This is a genomic window from Spirosoma radiotolerans (assembly GCF_000974425.1).
Lineage (GTDB): Bacteria > Bacteroidota > Bacteroidia > Cytophagales > Spirosomataceae > Spirosoma > Spirosoma radiotolerans.
This window is the reverse complement of the sequence record NZ_CP010429.1, coordinates 6,666,845-6,686,728: the sequence shown is the minus strand read 5'-3', so window position 1 is coordinate 6,686,728 and position 19,884 is coordinate 6,666,845. Positions and strand designations below refer to the sequence as shown.

The 19,884-nt window shown below is 50.7% G+C and carries 16 protein-coding genes and 1 tRNA gene; 16 read left to right on the top strand and 1 reads right to left on the bottom strand.

The features are described from left to right. Nucleotides 1–30 precede the first annotated feature (30 nt). From SD10_RS27295 to SD10_RS27220, 15 genes are all read left to right on the top strand, one after another. Nucleotides 31–1,602 carry a GMC family oxidoreductase gene (locus SD10_RS27295; protein ID WP_046578469.1) on the top strand — a complete coding sequence of 524 codons (1,572 nt, stop codon included), beginning with the start codon at nucleotides 31–33 and terminating at the stop codon, nucleotides 1,600–1,602. A 76-nt stretch (nucleotides 1,603–1,678) separates the two neighbouring features. Then, on the top strand, nucleotides 1,679–3,010 hold the full coding sequence (locus SD10_RS27290) for a family 1 glycosylhydrolase (protein ID WP_046578467.1): 1,332 nt from the start codon (nucleotides 1,679–1,681) through the stop codon (nucleotides 3,008–3,010). After that, the gene (locus SD10_RS27285) at nucleotides 3,010–3,837 is read left to right on the top strand and encodes an alpha/beta fold hydrolase (protein ID WP_046580225.1); all 828 of its coding nucleotides are present in this window, start codon (nucleotides 3,010–3,012) and stop codon (nucleotides 3,835–3,837) included. The genes SD10_RS27290 and SD10_RS27285 overlap by 1 nt, the downstream gene beginning before the upstream one ends. Next, nucleotides 3,828–3,901: transfer RNA gene (locus SD10_RS27280), tRNA-Pro, on the top strand. The genes SD10_RS27285 and SD10_RS27280 overlap by 10 nt, the downstream gene beginning before the upstream one ends. 204 nt (nucleotides 3,902–4,105) lie before the next feature. Next, entirely contained in the window at nucleotides 4,106–5,539 is a 1,434-nt protein-coding gene (locus SD10_RS27275) for an anthranilate synthase component I family protein (protein ID WP_046578466.1), read from the top strand. An 82-nt stretch (nucleotides 5,540–5,621) separates the two neighbouring features. Further along, entirely contained in the window at nucleotides 5,622–6,188 is a 567-nt protein-coding gene (locus SD10_RS27270; protein ID WP_046578464.1) for an anthranilate synthase component II, read from the top strand. A 101-nt stretch (nucleotides 6,189–6,289) separates the two neighbouring features. Next, the gene (gene trpD / locus SD10_RS27265) at nucleotides 6,290–7,276 is read left to right on the top strand and encodes an anthranilate phosphoribosyltransferase (RefSeq protein WP_046580223.1); all 987 of its coding nucleotides are present in this window, start codon (nucleotides 6,290–6,292) and stop codon (nucleotides 7,274–7,276) included. Next, nucleotides 7,273–8,082: an indole-3-glycerol phosphate synthase TrpC gene (gene trpC, locus SD10_RS27260; protein WP_046578462.1), complete on the top strand. Its 810-nt coding sequence runs from the start codon at nucleotides 7,273–7,275 to the stop codon at nucleotides 8,080–8,082. Before trpD ends, trpC begins: the two co-directional genes overlap by 4 nt. An 11-nt stretch (nucleotides 8,083–8,093) precedes the next feature. Further along, nucleotides 8,094–8,735, top strand: coding sequence for a phosphoribosylanthranilate isomerase (locus SD10_RS27255; protein WP_046578460.1), 642 nt, complete (start codon nucleotides 8,094–8,096; stop codon nucleotides 8,733–8,735). Nucleotides 8,736–8,787: 52 nt separating this feature from the next. Further along, a complete protein-coding gene (locus SD10_RS27250) occupies nucleotides 8,788–8,970 on the top strand; it encodes a hypothetical protein (protein ID WP_046578458.1) in 183 nt (60 codons plus the stop codon). 393 nt (nucleotides 8,971–9,363) lie between these two features. Next, the gene (gene trpB, locus SD10_RS27240) at nucleotides 9,364–10,563 is read left to right on the top strand and encodes a tryptophan synthase subunit beta (protein ID WP_046578454.1); all 1,200 of its coding nucleotides are present in this window, start codon (nucleotides 9,364–9,366) and stop codon (nucleotides 10,561–10,563) included. Between the two features lie 55 nt (nucleotides 10,564–10,618). Continuing rightward, the gene (trpA, locus tag SD10_RS27235; protein WP_046578452.1) at nucleotides 10,619–11,455 is read left to right on the top strand and encodes a tryptophan synthase subunit alpha; all 837 of its coding nucleotides are present in this window, start codon (nucleotides 10,619–10,621) and stop codon (nucleotides 11,453–11,455) included. 16 nt (nucleotides 11,456–11,471) lie between these two features. Further along, nucleotides 11,472–12,080 (top strand): bifunctional phosphoribosyl-AMP cyclohydrolase/phosphoribosyl-ATP diphosphatase HisIE, encoded by a 609-nt coding sequence (gene hisIE / locus SD10_RS27230; protein ID WP_046578451.1) that lies wholly within the window; start codon nucleotides 11,472–11,474, stop codon nucleotides 12,078–12,080. 96 nt (nucleotides 12,081–12,176) lie between these two features. Beyond that, nucleotides 12,177–12,512, top strand: coding sequence for a phage holin family protein (locus tag SD10_RS27225; RefSeq protein ID WP_046578449.1), 336 nt, complete (start codon nucleotides 12,177–12,179; stop codon nucleotides 12,510–12,512). 85 nt (nucleotides 12,513–12,597) lie between these two features. Then, on the top strand, nucleotides 12,598–12,975 hold the full coding sequence (locus SD10_RS27220) for a RidA family protein (RefSeq protein ID WP_046578448.1): 378 nt from the start codon (nucleotides 12,598–12,600) through the stop codon (nucleotides 12,973–12,975). Between the two features lie 13 nt (nucleotides 12,976–12,988). On the opposite strand, the gene SD10_RS27215 is transcribed toward SD10_RS27220, so the two are convergent. Beyond that, a complete protein-coding gene (locus SD10_RS27215) occupies nucleotides 12,989–19,117 on the bottom strand; it encodes an alpha-2-macroglobulin family protein (protein ID WP_046578446.1) in 6,129 nt (2,042 codons plus the stop codon). Between the two features lie 176 nt (nucleotides 19,118–19,293). Here SD10_RS27215 and SD10_RS27210 point away from each other — a divergent pair, with 176 nt between their 5' ends. Next, nucleotides 19,294–19,878, top strand: coding sequence for a peptidylprolyl isomerase (locus SD10_RS27210; protein ID WP_046578444.1), 585 nt, complete (start codon nucleotides 19,294–19,296; stop codon nucleotides 19,876–19,878). Nucleotides 19,879–19,884: the final 6 nt, after the last annotated feature.

Sequence of the window (19,884 nt, the reverse complement as noted above, 5' to 3'; positions counted from 1 at the left end):
TCCCGCTCTATGTCCTTTGACTCAACCACCATGCAAACTTACTCAACTACAGAAACCATTGACGCAGTCATTATTGGCACGGGAGCAGGTGGCGCGCCCCTGCTGGCCCGACTTGCTAAAGCAGGCTTACGCGTCGTTGCTCTCGAAGCTGGTACGCACTGGAACCCGGCCCGTGATTTTGCCACCGACGAAAAAGCCCAGGAAAAGCTCTTCTGGAATGACGAACGGCTGAGCGCAGGCAATGACCCTCTACCTTTTGGAAGCAATAATTCCGGTACGGGTGTTGGTGGCTCAACCCTTCATTATACCGCTTACACGCCCCGAGCCCAACCTGATGACTTTCGGATACGTACCGATTTTGGCGTCGGGCAAGACTGGCCAATCGGATTTGATCAGATTGAGCCATACTATGAGGAGGTCGAACAGTTTCTGGGTGTTTCAGGGCCATCGTCTTATCCGTGGGGCCCCGCCCGAAAACGAGCTTATGCCCTTGGGCCACTGCCCGTCAACGGAGCTGGCCAGTTGATGGAACGGGGTTGTAAGGAATTGGGAATTAAAACATCCCCGGCTGCCAATGCCGCCTTATCCGCGCCTTATTATCAGGAAGGTGTAGGTCATCGCCCTGCCTGTACCAATCGGGGTTATTGCCAGGCGGGGTGTAACATTGGTGCCAAAGCTAGTATGGACGTCACATACATTCCACTGGCGATTCAGTACGGAGCCGAAATCCGGTCGGAGTGTTTTGTAACGCAACTACCTAAAAACGCATCCGGCAAACTAAGCGAAGTGGTATATATCCGCAACGGCCAGGAAGAACGCCAGCGTTGCCGGTATGTATTTCTCTGTGCAGGCACCATAGAAACAGCCCGGCTCTTACTCCTCAACGATCTGGCCAACAGCAGCGGGCAGGTCGGTCGGAATGTGATGGCGCATCCTGGATTGCAAATTTGGGGCGAGTTTGACGAGGATATTCGTCCGTACAAGGGCATTCCCGGTGCCTTGATTTCAGAAGATACCCACCGCCCAAAACAGGCTGATTTTGCAGGAGGCTATCTGCTTCAGTCAATTGGTGTTATGCCGGTTACATATATGACCCAAATGGCGCGGGGGCGTGGTCTGTGGGGCAACGCCTTGAAACAGGCAGCCCTGGCTTACAATCATGTGGCGGGGATCAATATTCTAGGCGACTGCCTGCCTCATGCGCATAACTACATGGAGTTATCGCAGGAGAAAGACAACCGAGGCATTCCAAAACCTCGTGTCTACTTCTCCAACGGCGATAACGAGAAGCGGATGACAGCCCATGCCGACAAACTCATGCGTGACATCTGGGCCGCTGCGGGCGCCAGAAATGTGTGGGCTTTTCAGCGAAATGCGCACGTCATTGGCACCTGCCGAATGGGCAACAGCCCCGAAATAGCCGTTGTCAATGCCGATGGGCAATCATTCGACATTCCGAACTTATACATCAGTGACAATTCAACGTTTCCAAGTGCCTTGAGCGTCAACCCGGCTCTGACAATAATGGCACTGGCCCTTCGGACAGCCGACCGATTTTTAAAGCACGAGGGCCTGAAAGCTCAGAGTAGCGTCAGTCAATGATTGGTTCTCACGTTCCCCTTTTGGCTGATTTACTATTCCAACGGACTGGCCATTTACGTTTCGTTCTCTACCACTTATGAGCTTTCTGAAGATTATCGAAAAAAAGTACGGCGACGGCAATTACGACGGCGATCAATTTGGCGGAGCTGGTGGCCATGATGGCAGCGGCCTTCCGGAAAACAGCCCGTCGAATTTCATGTTTGCCACCGGAATCGAGTGTTCTTATCCAACTATTCAGAAGGGCAAAGTTCGGCGGGATTTACTCCGCGAATGTGGTCACTATGATCGCTGGCGGGAAGATCTGGGATTGGTTAAAGAAATGGGACTAAACGTCCTGCGCTACGGCCTTCCTTACTATAGCATACACAAAGCACCAGGCAAATACGACTGGAGTTTTGCCGACGAGGTCATGGGTGAAATTAAGCGCCTGGGCATTACACCAATTCTGGACTTGATGCACTTCGGCGTTCCGGACTGGATCGAAAACTTCCAGAACCCGGAGTTACCGATTCACTTTGCCGATTATGCCGCAGCTGTGGCCGAACGTTATCCTTGGGTCCGATTCTACACGCCCGTCAACGAGATTTATGTGACCGCCCGAATCAGCGCTAAGGATGGCGTCTGGAACGAGCAGCTTAAAACCGATAAAGGGTTCGTTACGGCCATGAAACATTGCGTAGCCGCCAGCATTATGGCGAATCAGCAAATTGCCAAACGTCGAAACGATTGTGTGATTGTACAGAGTGAAAGTGCCGAGTTTACCCATGAACTATACGCAAAACCGTCGCCCCAGATAACCCTGGAAAATGAACTACGCTTTCTGTCGCTGGATCTGTTGTATGCCAATCCACCCTCGGCTACGGTGGGTATGTATTTGCTGGACAATGGCATGACCCGCAAAGAGTACGACTGGTTTATGACAGGCAAACCACCAGGCTACCAGGTCATGGGCAATGATTACTATGGCCGGAACGAGCGCATTCGACTAGCTGATGGTACCATTCAGATATCGATGGATGTGCTGGGCTGGTATGAAATCACCAAGGGCTATTATGAGCGATACCGGATGCCGGTCATGCACACAGAAACCAACGTTTTTGACGCAGATCAGGCACCTATATGGCTTAACAAACAATGGGTCGGTGTCATGAAAATGCGTCGGGATGGTGTGCCCGTTTTAGGCTTTACCTGGTATAGCCTGATCGACCAAATCGACTGGGATTCGCAACTGGGCGAGTTAAACAATCATGTTAACGAATGCGGCCTGTATGACCTCGACCGCAAGCCGCGTCCGGTGGCCCAGGCGTACAAGAACTTACTTAATGAGTTCGGTCAAATTACTATCGTCCCCCACGGCGAAGTCCTCGAACTAACCGATCGTCCCGCCCGCTTAAAAGTCCAGGTCTAATGATACACAACATTAACGGTGTTAATCTCAATGTACTGGAGAAAGGACAGGGCTCAACAACACTCATCTTCCTGCATTATTTTGGTGGCTCAGCTCTTGAGTGGCAGTCAGTTATGGATCAATTGGCCGAAAAATACCGCTGTATGGCAGTCGATCTGCGTGGGCATGGCGATTCAGAAGCGCCAGCGTCTGGGTCCGACTATTCGGTCGATGGCATGGTGGATGATGTTTTAGCGTTACTTAACACATTTAACCTGAAAAACTTTGTCCTGGTGGCCCATTCGATGAGTGGAAAGGTAGCATTCGCATTAGCCGCCCGTCAGCCAGACGGCCTCCAGGCATTGATCCTCGTGTCGCCATCGCCCCCGGTTCCAGAACCGATTCCGGACGACGAACGGCAAAAATTGTTACAAGGATATGGCCAGCGAGCAGCCGCGGAACAAACGCTTAAGAACATTACGGAATCGCCCGTTTCAGAAGCCGTTCGGGAGCAGATCATCGCCGACGATTTACGAACAGCGAAACCAGCCTGGGATGCCTGGTTGCTGAAAGGCAGTAAAGAGAACATAGCGAACCGCATGGCGACCATCAGCGTCCCGGTTCATATTGTCGTTGGAGCCGAAGATCGGGCATTGCCACCTGACGTACAGCATCGAATGGTGTTGCCTTATCTGAAAAGCGCTTCATTCGATAGCATTGAGAAAGCTGGGCACTTGCTACCCTGGGAAATTCCAGAACAATTAACTTTATTTATGCAGAAAAAATTAGATACGCTTGTTCAAGACAAAACAAACGTTTTATCTTTGTGCTCCCAGAGCGGGGTGTAGCGCAGCCTGGTAGCGCGCTACGTTCGGGACGTAGAGGTCGTGGGTTCGAATCCCGCCACCCCGACACAGGTTCAGAAAGAGAAACAAAGTTAGAAGACATGAATAATTCGGTTAACAACATGATTTGGTGGTGGCACTCTTCTCAAAAGGGATGAGGTTGCCGCTATTGTTGTTTACCAACAGATATATAAAGGCTCACCGCATCCCGGTGAGCCTTATTTTTTTGCCTCGGCGCGAGCCGTCCCACTAACGTCAGACTAACAAGAAAATGACTACAAGCCAACCAACCACCTACCGCGTTGTCAGCCGACACAAACGGATGCTGGCCGACATTATCACGCCGGTCAGTATTTACCTCCGAATCCGAGACCGTTTTTTAAACAGTATTTTGCTCGAAAGCTCTGACTATCACGGCAACGACAATAGCTTTTCGTACATCGCCTTCGATCCGGTGGCCAGTTTCTCTTATGAGTCCAGATTACTGACCATCCGAATGCCGGGCGATAACGAGCAAACAAGCAGCCTGGACGAACAGTCTATGCTGGACGCGTTGCAACAATTTAAAGACAGTTTCCAGCACGAAAAAGCCCCATTTCCATTCATCACCAACGGCTTGTTCGGCTACTTCGGCTACCAGGCAGTGCAGAGTTTCGAGGACATTTCGCTTCACGCACCCGTACCCATCGAAAACCAGATCCCGGCGGCCGTTTTTACCGTTTATCGATACGTGTTGGCAATCAATCACTTCAAGGATGAACTGTTCTTGTTCGAACACAGCTACCTGCGCGATGGCGAAACTCAATCCGACAGCACACTGGACTACATCAGCGATTTGATTACAGGTCGTAATTACCCGACGTACTCGTTCAGTCCGGCGGGGCCAGAGCAATCGAACTTCACGGATGATGAGTTTCGGGGAGTCATACAAAAGGGGAAAGACCATTGCCAGCGGGGCGATGTTTTTCAGATCGTTTTGTCGCGCCGGTTTTCGACTCCCTTCGTTGGTGACGAGTTCAACGTGTATCGGGCCTTACGCTCGTTGAACCCCTCCCCTTACCTGTTCTACTTCGATTATGGCAACTATAAACTGTTCGGTTCTTCGCCCGAATCGCAGATCGTTGTCAAGAATCGGCAGGCGACCATCTACCCCATTGCGGGTACCTTCCGGCGCACGGGCGATGATATCCGTGACGCCGAACTGGCCCAGAAACTATATGACGACCCTAAAGAATCGGCGGAACACGTGATGCTGGTCGATCTCGCCCGCAATGACTTGAGCCGAAATTGCGATGTGGTAAACGTTGAGACGTTCAAAGAAGTACAGTATTATTCACACGTCATTCACCTTGTCTCAAAAGTTGTCGGCGACCTGACCGAAACGGCTGATCCACTTCAGATCGTGGCCGAAACATTTCCTGCCGGAACGCTCTCGGGAGCGCCTAAGCACAACGCCATGCAGTTGATCGATCGCTACGAAAATATAAGCCGTAGTTTCTACGCTGGCAGCATCGGCTATATGGGTTTCGATGGCGAGTTTAACCACTGCATTATGATCCGCACGTTTATGAGCAAAGACAATACGCTCTATTACCAGGCGGGCGCGGGTGTCGTTGCCAAGTCGGTCGTTGAAAGCGAATTACAGGAAGTTCATAACAAGCTGGCCGCGCTGCGAACAGCTATTGATCAGGCAAAAACGATATGATGGTTTTTCGATTTTCGATAGGCTGACACCTGGATCGTCCGTCTTCCGTAAACTGAATACCATAAACCGAAAACGTACTAACATGAAACTACTCGTCTTAGATAACTACGATTCATTCACCTACAACCTCGTGTATATTCTGCGGGAGTTGGGGCACCGGCCCGATGTGGTCAGGAATGACAAAATTGCCCTCGATGCGGTTGGGCAATACGACAAAATCATGCTTTCGCCGGGGCCGGGTATCCCGTCCGAAGCGGGCATCATGCAGGATGTAGTCCGTGAGTATGGCCCAACAAAAAGCATACTGGGCATTTGCCTGGGTCATCAGGGCATTGGCGAAGTGTATGGCGCCACCCTCGAAAACCTGGGCGACGTACTCCACGGAGTAGCCCACAAAGCCGCCGTTGTGGATCGGTCGGAATTGATTTTCGCCAACATCCCCGACGAGTTGACCGTTGGCCGGTATCACTCCTGGACGGTCGTTCCTGACTCGATGCCTACGGAATTACGCACGACGGCCGTGGACGAACAAGGCCGCGTCATGGCACTGGCTCACACTCGCTTTGACGTAAAAGGCCTGCAATTCCATCCCGAATCCGTTCTGACCGAGAATGGCGTCAAGATGCTGGAAAACTGGTTAGCCATCTAACGTAGAGACGCGCCCCTTTGCATCTTAATCTCATTCGCGTCAGCTAAAACCATCCGGTCAGGAGACGCGAAGGGTCGCGTTCCTACATGAAAACAAATTGTATGAAAGCCATTCTAAATCACCTTTTCGAATATAAATACCTCACTAAAGACCAGTCGCGGGAGGTATTGCTGGGTATTGGCCGGGGCGAATACAACCCGGCGCAGATTGCCTCGTTTCTAACGGTTTACATGATGCGTAGTCTGCGTCTGGAAGAACTCGAAGGCTTCCGCGATGCGATGCTCGAACTTTGTCTGCCCGTTGATCTGGCTGCCTACGACCCAATGGACCTTTGCGGTACGGGGGGCGATGGAAAAGACACCTTCAATATTTCGACGTTGTCGTCTTTTGTAGTGGCGGGTGCTGGTCAGTGCGTTGCCAAACACGGCAACCATGGTGTATCATCACTAGTAGGATCGTCGACGGTTATGGAACGACTTGGTTATCAATTTACTAATGATATTGGCGAGTTGCAGCGCAAAATGGATACGGCGGGCATTTGTTTTCTGCATGCGCCCCTGTTTCATCCGGCTATGAAAAACGTTGCTCCCATTCGGCGCGACTTGGGCGTGAAGACTTTTTTCAATGTTCTCGGCCCAATGATCAATCCGGCAAAGCCTGCTAAACAGCTTGTTGGCGTGTTTAATCTTGAATTGGCGCGATTATATGCGTACCTTTATCAGCAAACCGATAAGCGGTTTATGATTCTGCATGCCCTGGATGGGTACGACGAAATTTCACTGACGGGCGCGTTCAAGGTTATTAGCAATAAGAACGAGCAAGTCCTTGAACCAGAGCATTTAGGGTTAGATATATTGACACCCGAATCGCTGGCTGGCGGACACACGTTAGATGAATCGGCGCAGATATTTTTGAACGTGTTGAATGACGAATCCACCACGGCTCAAAAGCAGGCAGTTTTAGCCAACTCAGCGATGGCACTTCTGGCTGCTGAGAAGGCCGAAACCCGCGAAGAAGCCATAGCCATGGCGCGCGAGTCGTTGGAAAGCAAACGGGCGTTAGCGTGTTTTAAGAAGTTGATAGCATGACAATTCTCGACGAAATAATTGCCCAAAAGCGCATTGAAGTAGAACAGCGTAAAGCGGAAACGCCCGTGTCGGTACTGGAACAACTCCCCGACTTTAAACGGATATGCTTATCCTCTCGGGATGCGGTGCAGGATCTACACTCGACAGGCATCATTGCCGAGTTTAAGCGCAAATCTCCCTCCAAAGGTATCATCAATGACCAGGCGGATGTAGTCACGACGACCCAGGGTTATGTAAAGTCCGGTGCCGCCGTACTGTCCATTCTGACTGATGAGCCGTTTTTTGGTGGAACCCCCGCTGATTTGCAGGCCGCCCGGCGGGCAAACCCCGGAACGCCAATTTTGCGTAAAGACTTTGTCATTGATCGGTATCAGTTGATCGAAGCGAAAGCCTGGGGGGCGGATCTGGTTCTGCTCATTGCCGCCTGCCTGACACCAGAAGAAGTAGCCGAGCTTAGCCTTCAGGCCCATGATTTGAGTCTACAGGTACTGCTCGAAGTACATGACGAAGAGGAGCTCGACCGCTCACTGACGTACAACATCGATCTGGTAGGTGTCAATAACCGTGACTTAAAAACCTTCACGACCTCCATCGATACGTCGCTGCGGTTAGTGGAACGGATACCGGATTCTTTTGCCAAGATTACCGAAAGTGGCTTGCATAATGCCGAAACCATGCTGACGCTATTTCGGGCAGGTTTTGATGGGTTTCTCATTGGCGAAGCGTTTATGAAAACGGACGATCCGGCACAAGCGCTGGCTAACTTAGTCACTCAATACTCCATCAATAATACGCTATCAATTTAACTTGTACAGTCATGAAAATCAAAGTGTGCGGTCTGCGTGATGCCGACAACCTGAAAGAGATTGCCGCCCTTGGCCCTGACTTTGTTGGATTCATCTTTTACGATCAGTCCCCCCGCTTTGTTGGCGAAGAGTTAGATGTTGATGTAGTGAAAGGACTGCCCCGCTCCATCCGAAAAGTAGGTGTGTTTGTCAACGCGAGCCCGGATTTGATTCTGCGTTCTGTCAAGAAATATGATTTTCAATACGTGCAGTTACACGGCAACGAAACGCCGGAGTATTGCCGGAGCCTGCGCAATCGGGGTATCAACATCATCAAAGCGTTTCGGGTCGATGAGTCGTTCAATTTTTCGATGCTGAACAACTTCAAAGCCCAGTGCGACTTTTTCCTGTTCGATGCCAAAGGCGACCAACCCGGTGGTAACGGGCATACTTTTGACTGGAGCATTCTGAGCCGATACGACAACGAGAAACCGTTTTTCATCAGTGGCGGCATTGGCCTGGACAACCTCGACCAATTAGCGGCTCTCAAAGGCATGAAGCTCTACGGCGTGGATGTGAACAGCCAGGTCGAAACCTCACCCGGAGTGAAAGACGTAGCAAAAGTGAAAGAACTCATCAACCGCCTACGGCCTATTGAGGAGGAAGTGGAATAAGTCGGTAACGGCCAGAAGTAAAATCTTGTTACATGCTTAAACGACAAGGCTGATGGAAACGACGAAAGAACAAAAATTAGAGCATATCGCTACCATTAGGGAACAAGGGTCAAATGGATATAAGCCTGAAGGTATTAAACGCTGGGGCGTTGAGCGTTTTTTAGATGCGGTTTCACCAAAACAGCCTTTTCAATTTGGTATTGATTTTACAGAAGAAGAGAGAAATCGTAAATGATATTCGACACCAACCTTCTAATTAACGCCATACGCAAAGATTTAAGCATTTTAAACCGCTTAGTCATCCCGATCATTGTGGTTGGAGAACTAGAGACATTTTCTCTAAAATCGGGCTGGGGAGTGCAGAAGGTTTACAGGGTGAAACATTTGTTTAATGACTATCCTATTGCCGACATTACACTACCTATCACGCAGTTGTATGCTCAAATCGACGCCTTTAGCCAAGACAAGTTATAACTGCCCTTCTCAACTCCTCTGCCCGAAACATGGGCAAAAATGATATTTGGATTGCAGCTACCGCTTTATATCTAGATATGGAGTTACATACAACCGACAACAATTTCGATCACCTGCCGACCATCGGCTTACGCTTAGTAAAGCATTGAGTACTATGCAAACCACTCTTGACCCACAAACCTCATTCGAGGTATCAGATAAAGGCTTTTATGGCCATTTTGGCGGAGCGTTCATTCCCGAAATGCTCTACCCAAACGTCGAAGAATTACGGCAAAATTACCTGAACATCATTGCTGATCCTGCCTTTCAGGCTGAGTTCTGGCAGCTGCTCGAAGACTATGTCGGTCGACCAACACCGCTGTTTCTGGCCAAACGCCTGTCAGCACATATCGGTGCTACGATCTATCTGAAGCGCGAAGACCTTTGTCATACCGGAGCGCACAAAATAAACAACACCATTGGCCAGATACTGGTGGCGCAGCGATTGGGCAAGAAACGCATTGTGGCCGAAACAGGTGCTGGTCAGCATGGCGTGGCCACCGCAACGGTCTGCGCCCTGATGGGGCTGGAATGCATCGTCTACATGGGCAGCATTGACATGGAACGCCAGAAACCCAACGTCGACCGGATGCGGATGCTGGGTGCTACCGTTGTTCCGGCTACGTCGGGTAGCCAGACGCTCAAAGATGCCACCAACGAAGCCATGCGTCACTGGATCAATAATCCGGTTGATACACACTATATCATTGGCTCGGTAGTGGGTCCGCATCCTTATCCGGATATGGTGGCTCGGTTCCAGTCGGTCATTTCGCAGGAAGTCAAGAAGCAGTTGTTCGCCAAAACGGGCAGCGAGAACCCTGATTATATGGTGGCCTGTGTGGGCGGAGGAAGCAATGCCGCCGGTGCCTTCTATCATTACCTGAATGAACCATCCGTTCGGCTCGTAGCGGCCGAAGCAGCTGGGCAGGGCGTTAGTTCGGGGCATTCTGCTGCCACAACGGCTCTTGGCAAGCCAGGCGTCCTGCACGGAAGTCGCACGATTCTGATGCAAACCGACGATGGTCAGGTAACGGAGCCATATTCTATTTCGGCGGGGTTGGACTATCCGGGTATTGGCCCGCTGCACGCTCACCTGTTCGAATCAGGCCGGGGCGACTTCTATGCCATTACGGATGATGAAGCCTTACAGGCCGGTTTCCAGCTTAGCAAACTCGAAGGCATCATTCCAGCCCTGGAAACAGCGCACGCACTGGCAGCCCTGGAGAAAATGAATCTCAACCCCAGCGATGTAGTTGTGGTATGCTTATCGGGCCGTGGAGATAAAGATTTAAGTACATATTCAAAGTTTTTGTAGTGCGGGTGAAGACCTGCCGTTTGCCTTTCAAAGCGGGTTTCTATCCGCACTGCCAATGACACAATCCCTCACTCAGCCACAAACGACCGAGACGGTCGACGCTACGGCTAACCGGATCACAAGCCTCTTCGCGCAGAAAAGCGAGCGGTTATTGAACGTATATTTTACCGCCGGATACCCAAACCTAAACGATACAATAACCATTCTGCGTGGCTTGCAGGAAGCCGGCGTAGATCTGGTTGAAATTGGTATGCCCTACTCCGATCCTGTCGCAGATGGTGAAACAATTCAACAGAGCAACGATCACGCGCTCAACAATGGCATGTCGCTCAAAACGCTATTTGCTCAGTTGGCTGGCTGCCGGACCGATGCCGAGAATCCAATCACGGTGCCCATTCTGCTGATGGGATACATCAACCCTGTTCTTCAATTCGGAGTCGAAAACTTTTGTCAGAAATGCCGGGAAGTAGGCGTTGATGGTGTTATTCTGCCGGACCTGCCCTTGGATTTATTTCTGGATGAATACGCGTCTACCTTCCGTCGGTATGGTATTCTCAATGTGAATCTGATTACGCCCCAAACCGCAGAAGCTCGCATTCGATTCACTGACGCGGAATCGGATGGGTTCATTTATATGGTTTCTTCGGCCAGCATAACAGGGTCTGTTAAAGGCGTAAGTGATACCATGAAGGCATACTTCGAACGGATTCAGGGCATGCATCTTCGTAACCCGCGCCTGATTGGCTTTGGTATCAACAATCACGAAACGTTCGATACAGCCAGCCAGTATGCCAACGGAGCCATCGTTGGCAGCGCGTTTATCCGACATTTGTCCGAAAACGGAACATCGGCGGAGCGCATCCGGGCGTTTGTAGAAACCATTCGGTCCTAACGACTACCTTTGCGGCATGAATTCCGAGATTAATTTTGATAAGTCCCCCGACGGTCTCATTCCGGCCGTTATTCAGGATGCCGAAACCGGTAAAGTCCTGATGCTGGGCTACATGAACCGCGAGGCTTACGACAAGACCGTTGCCGAAAACGTGGTCACGTTTTTTAGCCGAAGCAAACAACGGCTCTGGACCAAGGGCGAAACCTCCAATAATTTCCTGCACGTTCGGGAAATCCTGATCGACTGCGATGGCGACACGCTACTCATCAAATCAGCTCCTGCCGGTCCAACCTGCCATACGGGTGCCGATACTTGCTTCGATGAAGCCAATACGGGCCGGGGGCAGTTCCTGAATTACCTGCAAAGCATTATCCACGATCGGAAAGTAAACCCATCCGACAAGTCGTATACGACAAGCCTGTTTGGGCGGGGCGTCAACAAGATAGCGCAGAAAGTTGGCGAAGAAGCCGTTGAGCTGGTTATTGAAGCCAAAGATGATAACGACGACCTGTTCAAAGGAGAAGCGGCTGACTTATTGTTCCATTTTCTGGTCTTGCTGGAGCAGAAAAATATGAATTTAGACGATATTGTCGCCGTGTTGCAGACACGCCACGTCAAACAATAGAATCGGGTTTCATGTTCAAGATTCCGTGTTCCCTGTTAAACGCGGGCTGTTCTGCCACAGGAAGCATTCATCATTGACCATTTAAACCTATCATTTATGGGACTTATTATCCGTATTCTTATCAGTGCAGTAGCCGTTTGGGTAGCCGCGTATTTCATTCCGGGCGTATCTGTCTCGGGCGGAGCCGGTACCTACATTATTGTGGCCATTGTCTTGGGCTTTCTAAATGCCTTTATCAAGCCAATTCTTACGGTTCTGACCATTCCAATTACCATCATCACACTTGGCCTGTTTCTATTGGTTCTGAACGTGTTAATGGTTTACCTGACGGCTTACCTGATTCCAAACTTCCATGTCACCGGCTTCATTGCCGCGTTGCTGTTTAGTATCGTTGTTTCCATTGTGACGGCCCTGATTGATGCCATTGTCTAATATAAACGTGATCATTTAAAGACAACAAACGCTGTATCTCAGGATATGGCGTTTGTTGTTTTACGCTTACTCAACGTCAACAGCCATGACATTCATCAATACACCAAACGCGCCCGCACCGGGTGGTCATTATTCGCAGGCCGTTGTTCATAATGGCCTGGTTTATTTGTCGGGCATTTTGCCCATCACACCTGCTGGCGAAAAACTAAGCACCGCTACCATTGCCGAGCAAACGGAACAGATTCTGGCCAACCTCGACGCCATCCTCGAAGCGGCCGGTAGCCAACGAGACAAGGTTCTGAAAGTAACCGTTTTCATCTCCGACATTTCTGCCTGGGGTACGGTCAATCAAATTTATGCCCAGTTCTTTGGTGACCACCGGCCTGCTCGTTCTGTTGTCCCTTGTTCAACACTACACTATGGCTTTGGTATTGAACTGGAGGCCATCGCGACTGTATCATAAAGGGCTATCCGGATTACTTCACTTTCACTCGTTCTCCGGCAGAATGTGCGGAGAATTCTGGGGCATAAAAACACTGAACGGTAGCCACACCCGTTGAGAAATCACCCGTTTGAGCAACTCGCAAATCATATTCGAACACGTGTGTTCCAATGGGCAGGTAATTCAGAAAAAAATCCGTGCTGGCATCGCGGGGCGACTGATAATAACCCAGGCCATTCTGGTATTTGTAGCCCGATAAAGCTGCTGCCGGCTCAAATCCCGACGCCCGCCCATCTTTCAGGTGAACATACTCCATGAGCCGGTCCGTTTTGAGTACGAGCCGCACTTTGATCATATCGCCGGGTTTGATGGCCGTTTGTGACGACACGGGCGTAATGACCGGTCCGCCCGGTGAATCGTGCTGCACATAGAGCGTTTTCTGGACAGATAAACCGGCGCTACCCGGCATAACCCGGTCGAGTGGTTCGAAATGTTGCCAGTACAACGCACCCCAGGCCGGGCCATCGCCGGTTTTCGTGATCTGAATCGTCCCCATTTCCGGTTTGATTTCACTGGCGGCATACGTCACTTTCTGATAACCCGTTATGGCATCCGACTTTGTTACCCGACTGTCAATGGACTGCCCGCCCAGGCTTACGCGTGTATTTACGCCCGTATTCAGCCAGTCGCTTCCTCGCAGCAAGAGTGCATAAACGGCTTCCGTGGTGGCCTTGGTCGATGACCAAGACTGGGTCTGTTTCTGCCGCAGCAGCCAGCGTTTCATTGCATCGGCCGAAGCCCGATCCTGCTTTATTTCGTCAAAGGCTTCGATCAGATAAGCCTGGGTTTCAATAGGTGTTTGGTACCAATATAGGCCGCTCTGGTTTTCGGGCCAGTACATACCCAATTCCTCCGATTCACGGGCCCGCTCGCGCAGCGAACGCAGAATACCATCCGCCGTTTTAATATCGCCAAGCCGATTAAGGGCCAGGGCACTTAACGCCTGCCCTTGCAGACTTTGCTTTAGCCAATCATCGGCCACTTGTTGTTTCAGGTAAGCCAGTACAGCTTTATCGATGGGTATGTTCAGGTAAAAGCTACGGGCATACAGGTATTGTGTAGCCGAGAAATACCACGAAGAAGCCCGTTTACCTTTTGTCTTCTCATCAATCTTTTTCTGTTCATTAATCCACCGTTTGATCTCCGCATCGGCAAACTGGATAGCCTGGGTTTTCATTTCGCTCAAATCGTCCTGCATTTCAGCCGGAAACGTAACACCTAATTTCTGCAAGTGGCCAAAGCCGCTCAGGATGTGTAAGGTCATTGTCAGATTTGGCTGCATACCGCCAAACCAAGTGAAACCACCCCCGGTTTGCAACTGCTTCAATTTTTCAAATGCCTGTATTTGCTCAGTTCCCATCCGATTAGCGTCTAATAACTGGCCTAGTTTCGCCTGCCTATCTGCCTCAGATCGAGCCTCGGCCAACCAGGGTGAGTTCTCCAGTGTAACGGCTTTTAAGCTTTCATTTGCCTGGAGGGGGCTAGTCAGTAGCGTTTTTTGCCACTCAGCAATCACCTGCTTAAAAGCAGGTTTGCTATTGACGATGTGCGTGGCAAGGCTATTGGCATACAATCGGCTGAACAACTGCTCGGCGCATTCGTAACGGTATTCCATCAGATACGGCAGTGATTGAAGCGCGTACCAACTGGGGTTACTCGTCACCTCCACCGTGAGCCGCTCGTGTTGCACCGGCAATTCGGGCGAGAGGTTAGCTAACTCCTTCAAGACAAAGTCTTTTGTTTCCGTTGCACGCGGTCCCGACCCGTTTACCCAAAACGGTTTGGTATCAGTAACCAGCATTCGATTAGGCAATACGGGAATGGTAAATTCTTCGCCATCGGTAAACAGGTCCGACTGCGCCGTCAGGCGGCAGGTAACGGCTTCGAGACCCGCCGGAACAACCAATGTCCAGCCAACGACCTGTCCTGCTCCGGGCGCTATGCTGACCGTCGATTGTAAGGTAGCTTTTGTCAGTTTTTGATTAATTGGCTCACTTGTTAGGGCATTCAGCAAGGAAAGGCTAGCCAGCACAGGAAGGGTTTTCCCACCTAAATTGTTTATCCGGGCTGTTAGCCGGATGGTGTCACCTTCACGCAGGAAACGGGGGGCGTTGGCGGTTATCATCAGTTCCTTCTGCGTGATGATCTCCCGTTCCAGCGTACCCGTTTTCAGATCTTTTGTATGCGCGAAAGCCAGCAGCCGCCAACGGGTAAGCGCTTCCGGCATCGTAAATTTCAAGACAACTCGTCCCTCGTTATCCGTCTGCGCCTGTGGAATGAAGAAAGCCGTTTCATTAAAATTACGGCGCGGGTTGATTGTAATAGGAGGAGACGCAGGAGACCCCTGCGATTCGGGTACTGCACCATCCGCAACAGTTATAAATCGGTTTAATTCGTTCGCAACACCTTTCTGCATAGGCGCGGCCATAGCCCGGGCAGCACTCGCTTTAGCAACGGCCCCACCCGATGCGTAACCCCGTATAGGTATCGAGAGGGCTTCCTGGGACCATTTCAACTGGTCGTATCGGCGGCCAGGTACGGGCGGCTCAGGCCGGTAGCGGTAGAAAAGTGCATTACTTCCCTGTGCATTAAAACTGCTGGTTTGCCAGCCGTAAAAATTGGTTTGATAAGGCTGATAAAACGAGGTAGGCCAGTCGAGCCGGTCAAATGCATCCAGCGAGGCATCATAAAGCGTAGCGACTAATTCAGCGGGCTTTTTATCCAGTCCACGAATGGCTAATGTCCATTCTTCGCGTTCGCCGGGTTTGAGCTTGTTTCGGAACGTTTTCGTTTCGATGGTGAGCTGCTTATTGGTGAAGGGCACCGTAATGGCCTGCGACTTCTGATACAGACGTCCGTTCTGAATCATGGCAAAATGCACCGCAAAGCCACCCCGTTGTTTTTCCGTAACAGGCAACGCCACGCGCCGGGGCCGTCCCTCAGTCTTTACCCATTCCTGCCGAACAACTTTCTGATTTTCCTCAACGGTCATCAGCACCCAGCCCGGTTGACTGGTACCCACCCAAAAGATGGCCTCTTCGCCTGGTTCGGCGGTGGCTTTGCGTACTTGTACCCAGTTATCCGCTCGGGCCGACGCTGCCGGCTGGTTGTCGTCCACAACGGCAAAAAAAGCGCGCTCTTTTATGGTCTCTCCTGAAGAATCGACAACCGTTAGCTCGGCTATATACTCGCCCGGAGCGTATCGGCTCATATCCGGCTTGATCAGCGAATCGGCAGGCGCGTTGATCGACTGCTGCTGAACGAGTTCGCCTTTTGGCCAGGTCCTGGGGTCCATCTCATTGGCATACAGATCGTTCGGGAACAGTTTTTCGAATTCTACCCGGCTCAGCAATTGCCTGTCGGGGCGGCTCCACAACCGATTTCGCAGCGGTCGGTTGGGTGGTTGCAGCCGGTAAACCATCAACTGCCCTTTGGCCGAGACTTTTTCGCCCGATTGATTGGTGATTTTTACCGGGAAAGAACCCGGCTCATTCTTTTCGATCTGCTCCGGAATAGCCAGACTGACCTGCAGGGCCGAATAACCTACAGCAAGCGTTTGGGTAGCGCTACGCGTTTCGCCCGCCTTATCCGTTACGTCGATGGTAATGTCGAACTCAAAAACGGGGTTGTCCTGCCGCGATTTTTCGAGATCGGGTGTTGCGACAAAGGCGAATTTGAGAGCCCCCTGCGCATCCGTCTGTGTAACTCCATTCGTGATCTCGCTCTGGCTTGTATTTCGGGAAACCCGACTCCAGGAATACCACCCGTCCCACCGTTGCCGAACTCTCCGTACGACTCTGTAGCGAACGGCGGCCCCATCGACAACTGCACCCGAAAATGTTTTGGCCAGCGCCGTAACCGTTACGGTGTTACTCAGTTTGACCGACTGCTTTATTGGGTCCGTCTTTACTTCAAATGTGGGCCGCTTATACTCTTCTACACGAATGCTGGTACCGCCATGACTGGTTTGAATCGTCATCAGACCCGTAAGCCGATCTGTAGGAGCCGCAAACGTAGCCGAGAAGGTACCGAATTCATTGGTCTTGAGCGTTTGCCTGGCGATACGTTCGCCATTGTTATCAAGCAGTTCAATGTCAACCTCTTGGCCAGCCACAACAGCGTATTGATTCGCTTTACCATTGTAGAATAAGCCTTTTACGTAAATCAGTTGACCAGGCCGGTAAATTGCCCGATCTGTGAATAGTTTGGCGTAGGTCTGAGGTTGTTCAACTTCCTGACGGTTGTTGTACCGATAATAATAATGATCGTCCGAAAGCAGCGTATCCGTGCCAGACGTGATCAGGTATTGAATACTAGCCTGGGTGGGCATGGCACTAGCCGGAATTTTCAGGCGGCCATTTGCGTCGGTTTGGCTAGTGCTGGGGTTGTTGAGTGCAATGAGCGATTGGGCATTTACCACCGTTACCGATGCCTTCTTCACAGGCTCACCCGTAAGCCGATTCGTCACGTAAAGCAAAGGATCCGATTCAGTGCCGCTGCCCGGTAAGGCGATGTACCCAAGGCCAGACACCGTAAAGGTTGTATGCTGCGCTAGCTCTGATTCCGGCTGAAATCTTTGTTCATTAGTCGCCAGCAACAGATAGTGGCCCGTAGGTAATCCGGCTAGTGGCATTTCTACGGCATGCCTGTTCAAGTCGCCATCGTTGGGCAGCGTAACAGATTTCTCAAGTATGAAGGAGCGTTTCAAAAGCGCAGCAAAAAACTTCTGCTGTTGTTTTTCGTCGTTTGCCCGGCTCCGGTATGTCTGTAATTCTGGAACACTAATCTTTATAACCCGGTAAAGCACCTTGCCAATATTCTGGTAGTTCAGCAATACCCGAAACGGTTGATTGGGCGCATTCACATGCTCTACTCCCAACGAATAAGACGGTTTGATTAATTGGTCTAACAGTTGAGCGGCCTGTCTCGCAGCCAGTGTCGCGGGGAAACGGCGAACCAAATCCTGACAGATGTCGGCGGCCTGCTTGTTATTCCAGCGAGATGGATTCGGTCGGTCGGGATCAAGTGCCCCATCATCGTCAAGCGGGCGAACAGCAGCGCCATAATTTGCCAAAAACGTAGCCAGTTGGAAGCCATAGACGGCTTCAGCAGGTTGATTTTTAAATTGAGCAATCTGCTTGTTAAGAACCTGCCGATAAATGGAATCTTTATTCGGAACGACACTATGCCGATGCACAAATTGTAAGCGAAGTACGTCGACATCGGCCAGCGCATCGGGTGTTTTATCTAATAAATGGAAGGTTAGCAACTGCTGATAGAGTTTCAGCGCCTGAAAACGGCCCGATAGCGAATCCCGGCTGTCAATGGGTAACCGGATAAACACCTCAGGGGCAGCCAGATAACTGGCCTGATCCAGATCGAATTTAAAAACCGGTTTCAGCAGGTCTGGCTCTGTATTCTGAAAGAAATCAATGGCTCTATGTGCCAGCAGATCATACAGGGTCGGACGAAGGGGCCGGGCATCGGCATCACCTTTTTCGAGAAGGACATCATAAGCGGCAATGGGCATTTTTTGCAACAAGTCTTTGGCTTTCAGCGACTCCAGGTAAGCTGTTGTGATTGCTTCTACGAGATGGGGAGCGTCCCAGGTCCTGAAATCAGCGGTTGTGTCTGCGGGTTTCTCCGGATTAGTAGCTGTGGAGACAGGCTTGGCTTTACCACCTCCGTTGGGACTTTTTGTGCTCTGGCCTACTGTAGTCCTGTTATAAAGCTTGTAGCGATTTTGCTGAAAATAGCGCCAGTAGATATCCGCCAGCACCGATTGAAGAACGGATTTGGCGGGTTCGGGCGTCTCAACGATATCAAGCTGGAGGGATCTGACAAGTTCGACGTAGGCGTCCTCATCTGAATAACTCCGAAAAATCATCCGGGCCATAGCCGCTTTGGCTACCTGCGGGTAATTGTGCGTCGCTTTCGCTTCCTTATAAATTCGGTTGGCAATTGCCAGCGATGACTTGGGTAACCCTTTGGATGCCAGCGAGTCGGCTCGTCTCCAATCGGAGGAGTAGGTTGGCTGTGGACGATTCTGTGCTGACGCGGCCATAGCTATCAACATAAAAAAAAGAGACAAATAAGCGTTCATAGTGTATAGCGCAGGTGAGCTGTTGGGATAGATAAATGTATAGCCGTTTTTCCACAACAGTGGCTCTATGACTCTGATTTAAGGGGAAGGGTTTAACCAATGCTCAAGACATTTTGCCTTGTGTTACGGTTCCTTTCCTATATTTAAGCTTATCCGATCAGTTAACTGCTGCCACCATGCCAACTATCCTGCTCCTCCTGGTCTATCTTAGTTCTTTTTGTGCTCCTCCTAAACCGCCTAAAACCTATCCGGTCGGGCAGATCAAAACGAATAAAGGTGAGGTACTTTTCTGGCTTTACGACGAGACGCCTAACCACAAAGCGAGCTTTATGAAGCTTGCCAACAGTGGCTATTGGGATACGCTGACATTTAATCGGGTTATCAATAATTTTGTCGCGCAGGGCGGCTGCCCTGATACACCAGCCGGTTTTGCGGATTCACCTTATCTGTTGAAACCGGAATTTGTTCCAACAATCAGACACGTGTATGGAGCCGTTGGCGCTGGACGTGACAACAACCCGCAAATGCTCTCTGCAGGCTGTCAATTTTACATTGTTCAGAATAAGAAAGGCCTTGCCCGTCTGGATGATAAGTATACCGTATTCGGGCAGGTTTTTAAAGGGATGGACGTAATCGACGCCATCGTTGCCGTTCAAACCGACACCACCAACACGCCCCTGTCACCTATTAAGCTCGATGTGAACATACTTAACCTTACAGCCACTGAGTTGCAAAAACAGGGGTATACAGTGAAAGAGTAGTTAATG

Coding starts and splice junctions, on each gene's coding strand:
- SD10_RS27275 (WP_046578466.1), top strand. CDS start 4,106: ATGACTACAAGCCAACCAACCACCTACCGCGTTGTCAGCCGACACAAA.
- trpC (WP_046578462.1), top strand. CDS start 7,273: ATGACAATTCTCGACGAAATAATTGCCCAAAAGCGCATTGAAGTAGAA.
- SD10_RS27220 (WP_046578448.1), top strand. CDS start 12,598: ATGACATTCATCAATACACCAAACGCGCCCGCACCGGGTGGTCATTAT.
- trpB (WP_046578454.1), top strand. CDS start 9,364: ATGCAAACCACTCTTGACCCACAAACCTCATTCGAGGTATCAGATAAA.
- trpD (WP_046580223.1), top strand. CDS start 6,290: ATGAAAGCCATTCTAAATCACCTTTTCGAATATAAATACCTCACTAAA.
- SD10_RS27255 (WP_046578460.1), top strand. CDS start 8,094: ATGAAAATCAAAGTGTGCGGTCTGCGTGATGCCGACAACCTGAAAGAG.
- SD10_RS27215 (WP_046578446.1), bottom strand. CDS start 19,117: ATGAACGCTTATTTGTCTCTTTTTTTTATGTTGATAGCTATGGCCGCG.
- SD10_RS27250 (WP_046578458.1), top strand. CDS start 8,788: ATGGAAACGACGAAAGAACAAAAATTAGAGCATATCGCTACCATTAGG.
- SD10_RS27295 (WP_046578469.1), top strand. CDS start 31: ATGCAAACTTACTCAACTACAGAAACCATTGACGCAGTCATTATTGGC.
- hisIE (WP_046578451.1), top strand. CDS start 11,472: ATGAATTCCGAGATTAATTTTGATAAGTCCCCCGACGGTCTCATTCCG.
- SD10_RS27285 (WP_046580225.1), top strand. CDS start 3,010: ATGATACACAACATTAACGGTGTTAATCTCAATGTACTGGAGAAAGGA.
- trpA (WP_046578452.1), top strand. CDS start 10,619: ATGACACAATCCCTCACTCAGCCACAAACGACCGAGACGGTCGACGCT.
- SD10_RS27210 (WP_046578444.1), top strand. CDS start 19,294: ATGCCAACTATCCTGCTCCTCCTGGTCTATCTTAGTTCTTTTTGTGCT.
- SD10_RS27290 (WP_046578467.1), top strand. CDS start 1,679: ATGAGCTTTCTGAAGATTATCGAAAAAAAGTACGGCGACGGCAATTAC.
- SD10_RS27270 (WP_046578464.1), top strand. CDS start 5,622: ATGAAACTACTCGTCTTAGATAACTACGATTCATTCACCTACAACCTC.
- SD10_RS27225 (WP_046578449.1), top strand. CDS start 12,177: ATGGGACTTATTATCCGTATTCTTATCAGTGCAGTAGCCGTTTGGGTA.